This is a genomic window from Phaeobacter gallaeciensis DSM 26640 (genome assembly GCF_000511385.1).
Classification (GTDB): domain Bacteria; phylum Pseudomonadota; class Alphaproteobacteria; order Rhodobacterales; family Rhodobacteraceae; genus Phaeobacter; species Phaeobacter gallaeciensis.
This window is the reverse complement of sequence record NC_023137.1, coordinates 1,797,531-1,807,889: the sequence shown is the minus strand read 5'-3', so window position 1 is coordinate 1,807,889 and position 10,359 is coordinate 1,797,531. Positions and strand designations below refer to the sequence as shown.

Here is a 10,359-nt window from a genome sequence, read left to right as displayed (position 1 = left end):
TTGGAGCGGCTGCCCTGCTACAACCGATGACACCGGCCCCTTGTCCGTGCTGCAAAACCGATTGTCACCCTGCCAACGCTGACAGGCTGGCGTTCAAGTTGTCAGACAACCGCTGACGTTCCATCTTGACACCTGGATCCTCATCTGGCCGATCATCAAATGCGGGTGAGACCTTCATCGGCTCTCGACCGCGCACTAGACCCTGCACATAGGCCGCGCTCATCGCCCGGAGCTGCTTTACTTCCCACGGCTCAAGATCCAGCCCTGCTGCCAGTGAAAAGGCGTTGATCTCCGTCCAGGCGATTGGTGCGGCGCCGCCCATCTGATCTAAGCTGCACCAGCCGAGAGCCTCGGGCATCATCATATCGAGCAGGTATTCCACACCGCCGACATCTGGCAGAGCAAGGTCAATACCCTCTTTCTGCCAGATCTTCAGCCGGTTGGACTTCCACTCATCGGGGCGCGCAGATAGAAACCCGGCCTGCTCGGCATAGAGCGTCAGTCGGCGGAGGCGTTTCCCAAGTAGTTACCGCGCTTGGCAGAGAACGCGGCGACCTGCTCAGCAAAGGACATCTCACCTTCCTGTGCGTTCATACGATTCAAGCCAAAAAGCCAGGCCGCATCAGCCTTGGTCGCCGGAGCCTTGCCCTTGCGAACGTTTTTGAAACCGAGAACACGTGGCACCATAGCCTCGACCATGCGCTCATGCACGGCTTCAAGGGTATTCTCGTCATCGGCTTTCTCATCGTCAGCTTCAGCCCGTGCCTTTTGGCGAGCGCGCGAGGCAGCCCGGACTGATGGCGCCTCGGCCCCCAATACAACGACCAAGCAAGGTTTACCGTTATCGACTGTGGGGTCATCGGGGTTGTCAAACAGCGGCCTCAAGGTTGCCGGATGCTTCAGGTGGCAGTCGGCGCCCCTTTCAGCGGCTGACACGCTATCAAACTGGTTGAAATCCATGATCTTATCCTATCAGTTCGTGGTTCATTCGGGCCGGGGGATCGAACCACTTTCCACCCGGCCCTGCCGCTCAAATGAGCGGATCTTGATCAGCTCTTACGCGGCCTTTTTGAGGATCTGCTCAGGGGTCAGCTCAATTGAGGTGGTGGCCGTAACCACATCATCCACGCCGCGGATGCCTGCCTTGAACGACATCACCAAACCCACAAGATAGAAGACCGTTCCATCCTGAAGGGTGATCGCCATGTAAACCGGATCATCGCTTTCAAGCGCGGTTTCCATCGCAGTTTGCCCGGCGTCGTCGGGATCGAGTGCAAGGCTCGGGTTCAGGTTGCCATTGTTATAGCTCCCCTTGCCCTTCTTGGTGCCCCGGGTTGACAGCGGGTTGTGGGTAACGAGGGCCCATTCTTTACCGAATTCGCCCACTTCGGTGATCTCACCAACCGGGATGAAGGTCAGGGCGTCAAACCCTGCGGTGTCATGGGTTGCGGGCGCGGCGGCAGAAATGCCGAGCGTCACCCCAGAGGCGGTCTGGTGCGCCATATCTGTTTCCTTTCAGTATAGAGAGAAAGCGCCTTGGGGCGCGGGTAGATAGGCCTTGGCCTATTTCGTGGCGATCACCTTCAGCGGCCCCGTGAACTCGGCCAGCACTTCGCCATCAGCCTCGGTCGCCTCGGCCACCTTGCCCTGGTAGGTCACGCCATTGTCCAAAGTGAACTCCAGCAGCTCGCCGGGCTTTGGCTCAGGGCCCCGGTACAGCGCGGCCGGGTGTGACTCCTTGTTCGGCTCCATCGGCAAGCGGATCAGCTTGACGCCCGTCGCGACAACGGGTTCCGGGTTGGATTTAGCCGCAGATCTTTGGCCCGTCACAGCAGGTTTGTGGCTGGTCATGATGTGTGTCCTTTGAGGTGGGGTGTGCCGCCGCAGATTTGCGGCTATTCGCCATAAGTGATCGCAAACGTGAGTGAGACTCTGTGGGCAGCACTGGCATCGGTGCTGTTACTGTCTCGTACGGCCGTCAGACGCGCGCTGACAATAGTCCCGCCGCTATAGCCTTCGAGCACGGTGCGCACCTCGCGGCTGGCATTCATCGCCTGACGGTAGGATTGGCCCCAGCAGTCGATCTGTATCGAGCCTTGCATGAGGCCTTTGCTGTTGAGGGTGTGGTATCGCCTGCCAGACATGCGCGACATCGACACCAACGGCATGGTTTCGCCATCTTCGAAGTAGCCCCATTTCACCGGACAACTCACTGCTGCCTCAAGCAAGTTCTGAAGATACTCCTCCATCACAGCCCCCTCTTGGCGCGGCGCGACAGTGTCGCCTCCAACTCGCCCCGTATCTCAGCGGCCAAGCCCTGAAGGATGTCGCCCTTGTAGGCCTCCCACGACGGGGTGAGCGACGGTGTCGGGGCCACAGCACCCACATATTTGCCGCTTTTGTGGTAGCGAGGCTCAGTGCCCCACTCGCGTAGATGCGCATGCGGGGCGGATCTGGTCGCGCCAACGAACATGGTGACCGCGCTGGAACCGACATCTGGTTGCGGCTGGCCGTTTTTGAGCCTCGATGAAACCGCGAATGCACTATCGTCCGCCCCGGGCCAAAGGTAATTCGCCATTTCCGCAACTGGCTGCAGCTGCTTGGCCAGAGCGCGCCGAACAACCGGCTTTGATACAGCTTTCGGCAATGCGGCGAGATCATTGTCGAGTTCGCGCAAACCCTCCATTTTCAGCAGGGTTTTCACGAAAGGCTCTCGCAAACAATGTCCAGATATTGCCGCGGCTTGTCCCGGTTTGGCTCTATTGCTCGGATGTCGTACGTGATGCCTTTTCCGATATCTCGCATTTGCCATTTGGTTTTTATGGCTAGTGCAGGGGGTGATTGGCGGATCGTCGCAACAATTGTCTGCCGACCTGTCAAACGCGCTGCTTGAACACTCTCACCGCCGCGCAGGAACTGAAAAAAAGCGCGAGCCCGGAGGCGCTCGACAGGAGTCCAGTCTTTGCCTCCGAAACCATCATCGGTGCCGACCAGTTCTTCGAAAGCCACGCGTTCGGTCAGCAGCATCAGACTGCCATCCAACGGTAGGGCTTGATCAGGGCGGAGACCCCCATCGGGAGGGCCTCACCCGGCTGCGCTGTCCGGTTTTCATACCAGGTCGCAGCAAGCGCCTTTACAGCTAGTTTCAAGTTGGCAGGTACATCGACTGCGGCGCCAAAGCCGCATGTGAACTGCACTGCGATTGGCGCGTGATTACCCTCCTGCAGCGCAGGAAAGGTGAACGCATCTGCCAACGAAACCAGCGTGCCAGTGACAACAGGCAAAATCGAGATGTGTTCTGCTGCAACGCTTTGCTCCATGCCATCTTCATCGAGGTAGGTCAGAACTACAGATGCAACGTCAGGCACCGGCAATCGAATGTCCCGCGCCCAATTCGCGCGATGCAATTGCCACGTCTGCGCAACCATGGCCCGACCCAAGACACCCCGAAATCCATCTAGATGAACAACAGCGGCATCGCGCATGCCTGTCAGCAGATCATCATCGGCGTCAAAATCGACCATTGCCTGCTCTTTTACCTCATCGAGTGTGACGGGACTTTCGGCAGGGGCGGCAATGCGAATGGGGCGGAACATCAGCTCTTACTTCTTAGTCGGTTTGCCATAGGGGCCGGGGTCCAACCCCAACTCTTTTGCCAATTCAGGCGTCATCGATTGGCGGGATGCGGGCTTCGCATCCGCCGATTTGACCTGCTTGGTCTCAGTATTCTTGTTTTCAGCCATAGTGTTCTCTCCTGAGAGGGTTGCAGGCGGGCCATTATAGCCCGCCGAGGAGATCACCGCTTAGGAAGCGGCCATTTCCATAACCTTGATGCACTCCGGGTTCACCACGCCGCCACCAACGCGTTTGGTGGTATAGAAGTGCACATAAGGCTTGTTGGTGAACGGGTCGCGCAGCACACGGACGCCGGTCCGGTCAACAATCAGGTAGCCGCGACGGAAGTCACCGAAGGCGATGGGCAGAGCTGATGCAGCCATATCAGGCATACCCGGCATTTCGGTGACCGGATAGTTGAGCAGCTGCGACGGCTGACCGGCCTGAGAGGAAGGCTGCCATAGCTGGCGGCCATCGGTGTCACGCAGCTTACGCACAATGCCCATACTGGTGCGGTTCATCGTGAAGCGGCAATTGCCAGTGTAGGCCGAAGGCACAGAGTAGATTAGATCCAGCAATTCATCTTCAGTTACCATGGCAACAGCAGCGGCCGATTTCTTCTCAATCGAGCCCAGAGGGTTTGCCGCGGCGTTGGCAGCGCCGGTCACATAAGTAAGGAATCCGTTCGGCTTGTTGGAGCCGTTGCCGGAAATGAACGCCAACCCCTCCTGATAGGAGAACTCGGTTTCGACCTCGCCAGCGATCCAGGCTTCAAGATCCACCTCGGAATCATCCAGCATCTGTTGGGTTGCCGCAGGGTTGGCGTAGATTTCGCCTGTAGTGAAAGTCATGGAGCCAAAGGTTGCGGTACCGGTCTCGCCGCGTGCAGCGGTTTCGCCGACCCAGCCCGACGCGGTGCCGCGCAGGTTGAACAGTTTGGTGAAGCCGTTACCGGAAATCGACTGTGTACTGGCGATCTGACGCATGGCTGAAACTTCGATCAGCTTGTCGGTGATGGTGCGATCCCATTCGACCGGAGCCAAGTAGCCGCCCTCGTCGGAGGCGCCTTTGTTCAGATTCGCCTGAACGTCGCCCTTGCGGAAGTGCGCGCGGAATGCCTCGGAATACTCCGGATCTTTCACCTGAACAGGGCCAGATCCATTCGCAGTCATCGCCGCCAGCTTGGCATTTGCCTGATCGACAGCAGCTTGCATATCAGAGACGCTGGCGTCGATCCGCGCCATTTTCTCTGTCGTCACCACGTCATCGAACTTGGCTTTGACCTCTTTGTCTTTTTCCGCTTGAGTGTCCTTAAACGCCTTCCAGTCACGCTGAAGGTCGGCAAGAATTTTGGTCACGTCACCGCCTGCATCTGCACGAACGGCGACGATCCCGCGAGCTTTCGCGGGGATCATGTGCTTAGACATGAGTAGTCTCCTGATTTTAGACTTTGAAAAGACCCGAAACGAGGGTCGCTAGTTCGTCAGCGTCGTGCGTGACGGTCGAGGCAGCGTCGTGCGTGCCCCCCTTTGCATCAGCTAGAAGCGCGCGGCGTTCTGAGCGAGGCATTCCAGTTTTGGCGAGGCGGGCGTCAATGCGGCGCGTTGCGTTCACGCCCTTCGCAGCCTCTGCCTTTGTCTTGTCTTCTGACACAGAATCCGCAGGCAGGAACCCGGTAGCGAGGCCAGCATCTACCGCCTGCTCACCGTTGAACCACGTTTCATTGTCCATCCATTCCGCAGCTTTGGTTTTTTCGACCCCGGCCCGGTCAGAATAGAGCGTGGCCATAGCGTCATCAAAAGGCTCCATGGTTTCTGCCGCTTCCTTGAGATCGTGACGGTTACCCATCGCCACGACCCAGGCGTTATGCACCATGAGGAACCCAGCTTTGCCGATCTCGATTTCATCTCCAGCCATGGCAATGACTGACGCCGCCGACGCGGCCAACCCGAGGATGCGCACCGTGACCTTGTGCGGGTGCGCTCGCAGGGCGTTGTAGATCGCAACACCCTCGAAGAAGTCGCCACCTGGGCTGTTGATCTCGACAACAACGTCTTGTGATCCGATTGCCCGCAGGGCCGCCGAAATCCGCTTGGAGGTGACGCCGCCACCGGTCCAAAAATCCTCTCCAATCACGTCGAGGATTGTGATTGTGTTGTCCGATGCCGCTTGCGGTGAAAGCCCAGCGTTCCAGCGTTCAAGTGCATCTGCGTCAGGTTCGAAGGCGCAAACGCTAGGTAGACGACCGGCCTGGATGTCAGGAAGTTTGCGAATGCTCATTGCTCGCCCCTTTCTTTGCGCCCATCGGCTCGGGCAAATCGTGTCGTTGCGGTAAGTCCATCCATGCCCGCGGCTCGTCAGGGTGCAGCCAGGGCTGATGCCCGCCAGACCCCAGACCCTTAGCGAAGAAGTCAGCCTGATCTTTCATTGATCCGCGCAGCAGACCGCCAGCGTTGAATTTCGCCTCGTATCGATCAGCTTCTGCTTCGGTCAGAAGATCGCGCTCAATTGCCTGCTGCCAAGCCTCGAACCACGGATTGAGCGAATAACGGACGAAGAACTGACCCAAAACATCGATGCCAGACCCCCATGAGGTTTCGTCCATCATCAGAAGAGGGCGCGGAACACCAAAAACCCGCGCGATTTCTTCGATCTGGTGCTGGCGCTGCTCTAAACCTTGAGCGTCACGACCTGGCGCCTGAAACGGCGTCATATCCATGCCTTCTTCCAGGATCTTCCACTTGTGAGCGTTCTCGGCACCTTCAGCTTCCTGCATGCTTGCCTTCAAGCGCTCAAAAACCTCAGGCGAGATTTGGTTCGGGTGCCGCAATACCCCGTCAACGATCATACCTTTACTGAACATCCGTGCGGCAGCCCGCTCAGCGGATAGCGCCAGCCCGATTGCCTCTGCCGCCTGCTTGACCAGTGATAGACCAGTGAAGCCGTCATCAGAGAGCCCATATCGAAGGTGTAGAATGTCATCCTGTGAATAGGTGACCTTCCCGCCATCCTTGCGCGTTACGGTGTAAGACAGTGACCAGTCAGAGTTTTGCGTGGGTTTGCAGTTCACAAGCGGAACGAGTTGGATAATACGGCGACCGCTGCGCACTTTGAGCGCAAATGCATCGCCCTCGGTTAGCGCACGTTGCTGCATAACCGCTCGAAACTCATAGGCCGTTTGCCACGCATTCGGCCTGCGGTGTAATAACTGGTGGACAGGGTGAACTGCGTTTTCCTTGGTCACCTTGTCTTTAAGGTGTAAAGGCAGCATCCCGATGGAGAACGACAAAAGAGAAACGGACCGTAGCACTGCGGTATTTTTGAGAGCCGTCTTCGCTGAAACGGACACACCAGATGCCGTAGCCGAAGTTGTTCCACCACGGATGAACTCGTATAACGCGGGGTCATTGAGGCCAGAGAACGACATACCGTCGCCTGTCATCGCCTTTGTGTCCAACCCGCGTTCTTGATCCCGGCCCTTGAGGCGGAAACGGTCAAAGATGCCCATATATGCCTCAGAAACTCAAAATGCCGCGCGCCTCATAGACGCTGGTCTTGTCTTTCATCGCCGCCGTTGCCGATCCGACTGCCATTGCCAAGGTGACAACCCCATCGATCCGGCCCCGCGATCTCGATTTGTCGAACATGCGGTTGCTGAACCCGTCTTCGCGGATGATTGCGTTGCGGGCGCAAATGCTGGTCAATTTGTTCCGGTCGATGACTACTGTGCCTTTGAGCATGTGGTCTTCAAGCTGTGTGATCGAGGTTGGCATGCAGAGAAATTTGGCGTCAAAGCTCACGCTGTGACCCTGTTTATGGCGCACGACCTTGAGGCCGGAGCCCGTCTTGTCGTCACCCTCTTCGATCCAGTAGCTAAATCCGGCGGTGTCGAAGGCTTCGCAGAGCTTTTCCATATGTGCGCTGTCGATTGCCATCTGCACCACATCATGGCGGCCACAGAATTCAATGATCTTGGCCGCGATGAAGCTGTAATCAATCACGCGTCCTGGCGTGATTTCGATCAGGTTCGCTTCTTCCAGTTCACGGTAAGGAATTGCATCGGCAGTGGAACGCTCTTCGACCTCAAATTCACGCGTCCAATACCAGTTCTTGACCTCGATCTTTTCCCCCTCCCACGCGGCTGTTAGCGCGGTCAGGTCGTTTTTCTCTGACAGATCAAGCGCCAGATGCGCTTTGCGACCTCGCATGGCCTTCTCATCAACGGCGCCTTGAACTTCCTTCCATGCCTGCTCAGACGTCCAGAATCCTGCCGTGCCAACAGGGATCCCGAAATAAAGGCGCTTGGTCGTCAGTTGCGTGCTGATCTGCTGCTTGGCTGTAACGACCAGCTTGCGCACATTGTCGATGGGGTATGTCAGGCCCAGAGCTGGCAGCGCCTTAATCCAGCAGCTTTCGTCGTTCAAAGGGTCATCGCCTTCATCGACTCTGGCGATATATGCGAAGACACTGTCATCTGTGAAATCGCCGGTTACAACCTTTTGGCAAAACTCGCTGTAGTCTGTACCGACCTGCTGATCTGCACTTGGGGTATTGGTGCCAAGCATCAAGATGCTGTCGCCGTGCTTCTTCGTAACGGCCGCCCGCCACATCTCGATGGCCTTGTTGGTCTTCATCTCGTGGATTTCGTCACCGGCCACGAGTATCGGCTTTGGTCCAGAAACGCTGTCGTTGTTTGCGATAGGCCGCATGAAGGATCCGCTCTTTGCGTGCTCCACGCTATAGGCGAGATCTCCAGTTCCACGGATCACGTAGGCCGCGTCTTCAAGCGTCATGCCCTCCTTGCCTGGTATTGGTGCCCGCAGCATCGCCACAGCATCGCGAAACATGACCCGAGCGGTGTCTTTGGTCTCTCCGATGCAATAAACCTCAGCGCGCTTGCGCCCATAAAACCCGCTGAGATAGATTCCAATCGCCGCCATCAACGGCGACTTGGCCTGCCCCTTGCCGGTCTCTAACCACACAAATCTGAACCGAATAAAGCCATCCGCCGTTCGCCACCCGAAGATCGACCCGACAACAAACAGGTGCCACGGCAACAGGGTGAACGGTTCGCCCTCCTTTGCACCCTCAGTGATCGATAGCATCGCCGGGAAAAAACGAATGGCCCGCTCAGCCTGGTCGACATCCCAAGTCAATTCACGCCTATGTGCTTGCTTTAGATCATCTAGATGGCGCTTGCACTGTGCTCTGACAAACTCTCCAGCGATGACTTTTCCTGCAATAACGTCACGCGCATATTGCGTTGTCTGATCAATGCGCTCCGAGGAACTCATCCGCCGGTGTCTTTGCTGCAGGTTTCAACGGAGCCTCTGTCTTTGCGCCGACGCTCTCAGGCGTGAGGGTCAAAGATTTTTCCAGCTTGGCGATTTGGTCAGCCATATTTTTTACCTGAGACCAAAGCATGTCGGCATACTGCCCGCCATCCTTACTATCGCGAACCGGCCCGTTCGCGACCGCCAGGGGTTGATAGTGCAAATACTCGGCAGTCATCCGGACCAGACGGTCAAGCGTACGAGCCCGCGCCCGATTCCACAGGCCTCTAGCCTCAAGATCAGCTTTGTACTCCTCCCAGAGAACGCAAGCCTGTTCGGCGATACTGCCACCCTCGTCGTGGCCAGCGAAAATATCACCGTATCGAGGGCGCGGAATTTGGGCCATTGGGCAGTCTCCAGCCTACGACGGGGACACCCCCCTTTTTGCGAGCAGATATTGCGCACGCAGGAGGGGCGATAGGTTTCCAGCAGGGAGGCCTGAACTTTTGACCTCCCCCCTGCCTCAGATCAGAGCCGGGAGGCCGAAAACAGGGCGGCACGGGGGCAAAACTCCTTACCGGTCACCACTCCTGCCCGATACGCTCCTTGGCCTGAGCGATCAGCTCAGCATCGCCTGCGTGGGCAGCTTCGATTGATGCGCAATGAGTGAGGTGGCAACCGGAGCAAACCAGCGCGAGGTTCGTAAGTTGGAACGCCAGATCCGGGCGGAGGCGCCATGGGCGGAGGTGATCCACCACGGCGGCGCGCTTGCCTGTCTTACCCCGGAGGCTTGCCGGTATCGGCTGGCAGCACATCCGGCATTTTCCGCGCTGCTGAGCGTAGAGCGTAGTTGCAAAGCGGTCGCGGGCGGCGCTGCCCTTGCGGCCTGAGAATGGGTGTCGGGTCACTGGCCCTCGCGCTGCGCAACCTTCTGATTCAAAATATCCGCGATCCGAACCAGATCGATATAACCGCCATCGATGGCGCAACTAGATGGATTGTCAAAGTCGAAGTAGCCCTGCTGCGATCCATGAAGTTCATCATCTGCCTGCAAAAACGCCTGCGCCAAGTCTTCCGCAGTGATCTGAATTGCCATGCCTATGCATCTCCAATGGATGGCCGCGCCTGGTGGATCAGGTCGGGCACTGGCGAGACAGCGCCGACCTCCACCCAATCAAGCCCGGCGAAGTCCGACACGGTCGGCGTGGGCGCTATCGAAATACAAACATTCGATAGCGCCGATGCGCGTGAAACTGTAGGCAACGGAAGCAACGAAACCAAAGCAGTGGCGGCCGTTGTCTTCAGAAATCCACGTCTGTTCATAAGCTACCCCTACGGAATGACAGCCTTATGCAACTGATGTACCGCCGCCACTTCCCTGAAACATCCCCGCCAATGCAGCAGCACCGCGAGGGCCACCGGTTTCCCGTCTCGCGGTACGCTCGCCTCTAACGCTCAACGACGCTCGGAG

16 protein-coding genes are annotated in these 10,359 nt (G+C 57.6%); 1 reads left to right on the top strand and 15 read right to left on the bottom strand.

Going from position 1 to position 10,359, the window contains the following annotated elements:
• Positions 1-64: 64 nt before the first annotated feature.
• From GAL_RS08685 to GAL_RS22985, 15 genes are all read right to left on the bottom strand, one after another.
• Entirely contained in the window at positions 65-382 is a 318-nt protein-coding gene (locus GAL_RS08685; protein WP_244462749.1) for a hypothetical protein, read from the bottom strand.
• Positions 383-498: 116 nt separating this feature from the next.
• Positions 499-960, bottom strand: a complete 462-nt coding sequence (locus GAL_RS08680) for a hypothetical protein (protein WP_024097214.1) — start codon at positions 958-960, stop codon at positions 499-501.
• Positions 961-1,056: 96 nt separating this feature from the next.
• On the bottom strand, positions 1,057-1,503 hold the full coding sequence (locus GAL_RS08675) for a hypothetical protein (protein WP_024097213.1): 447 nt from the start codon (positions 1,501-1,503) through the stop codon (positions 1,057-1,059).
• A 60-nt stretch (positions 1,504-1,563) separates the two neighbouring features.
• Positions 1,564-1,851: a hypothetical protein gene (locus GAL_RS08670; protein ID WP_024097212.1), complete on the bottom strand. Its 288-nt coding sequence runs from the start codon at positions 1,849-1,851 to the stop codon at positions 1,564-1,566.
• Between the two features lie 44 nt (positions 1,852-1,895).
• Complete coding sequence (locus GAL_RS21935; RefSeq protein WP_024097211.1) at positions 1,896-2,249, bottom strand: tail completion protein gp17; 354 nt, start codon at positions 2,247-2,249, stop codon at positions 1,896-1,898.
• Complete coding sequence (locus tag GAL_RS08660; protein WP_024097210.1) at positions 2,249-2,704, bottom strand: hypothetical protein; 456 nt, start codon at positions 2,702-2,704, stop codon at positions 2,249-2,251. Before GAL_RS08660 ends, GAL_RS21935 begins: the two co-directional genes overlap by 1 nt.
• On the bottom strand, positions 2,701-3,027 hold the full coding sequence (locus GAL_RS08655) for a head-tail adaptor protein (RefSeq protein WP_024097209.1): 327 nt from the start codon (positions 3,025-3,027) through the stop codon (positions 2,701-2,703). Before GAL_RS08655 ends, GAL_RS08660 begins: the two co-directional genes overlap by 4 nt.
• Positions 3,027-3,596, bottom strand: a complete 570-nt coding sequence (locus GAL_RS08650) for a head-tail connector protein (RefSeq protein WP_024097208.1) — start codon at positions 3,594-3,596, stop codon at positions 3,027-3,029. Before GAL_RS08650 ends, GAL_RS08655 begins: the two co-directional genes overlap by 1 nt.
• A 6-nt stretch (positions 3,597-3,602) precedes the next feature.
• Complete coding sequence (locus GAL_RS22485; protein WP_024097207.1) at positions 3,603-3,743, bottom strand: hypothetical protein; 141 nt, start codon at positions 3,741-3,743, stop codon at positions 3,603-3,605.
• A 60-nt stretch (positions 3,744-3,803) separates the two neighbouring features.
• On the bottom strand, positions 3,804-5,042 hold the full coding sequence (locus GAL_RS08645; RefSeq protein ID WP_024097206.1) for a phage major capsid protein: 1,239 nt from the start codon (positions 5,040-5,042) through the stop codon (positions 3,804-3,806).
• Between the two features lie 16 nt (positions 5,043-5,058).
• Positions 5,059-5,895 carry a head maturation protease, ClpP-related gene (locus GAL_RS08640; RefSeq protein ID WP_024097205.1) on the bottom strand — a complete coding sequence of 279 codons (837 nt, stop codon included), beginning with the start codon at positions 5,893-5,895 and terminating at the stop codon, positions 5,059-5,061.
• The gene (locus GAL_RS08635) at positions 5,873-7,123 is read right to left on the bottom strand and encodes a phage portal protein (RefSeq protein WP_024097204.1); all 1,251 of its coding nucleotides are present in this window, start codon (positions 7,121-7,123) and stop codon (positions 5,873-5,875) included. The genes GAL_RS08640 and GAL_RS08635 overlap by 23 nt, the downstream gene beginning before the upstream one ends.
• 7 nt (positions 7,124-7,130) lie before the next feature.
• Positions 7,131-8,909, bottom strand: a complete 1,779-nt coding sequence (locus tag GAL_RS08630) for a terminase large subunit (RefSeq protein WP_024097203.1) — start codon at positions 8,907-8,909, stop codon at positions 7,131-7,133.
• The gene (locus tag GAL_RS08625) at positions 8,887-9,294 is read right to left on the bottom strand and encodes a P27 family phage terminase small subunit (RefSeq protein ID WP_024097202.1); all 408 of its coding nucleotides are present in this window, start codon (positions 9,292-9,294) and stop codon (positions 8,887-8,889) included. The genes GAL_RS08630 and GAL_RS08625 overlap by 23 nt, the downstream gene beginning before the upstream one ends.
• A 175-nt stretch (positions 9,295-9,469) precedes the next feature.
• Positions 9,470-9,703, bottom strand: a complete 234-nt coding sequence (locus tag GAL_RS22985; protein ID WP_024097201.1) for an HNH endonuclease — start codon at positions 9,701-9,703, stop codon at positions 9,470-9,472.
• A gap of 77 nt (positions 9,704-9,780) precedes the next feature.
• Here GAL_RS22985 and GAL_RS23040 point away from each other — a divergent pair, with 77 nt between their 5' ends.
• The gene (locus GAL_RS23040) at positions 9,781-10,248 is read left to right on the top strand and encodes a hypothetical protein (RefSeq protein WP_244462747.1); all 468 of its coding nucleotides are present in this window, start codon (positions 9,781-9,783) and stop codon (positions 10,246-10,248) included.
• Positions 10,249-10,359: the final 111 nt, after the last annotated feature.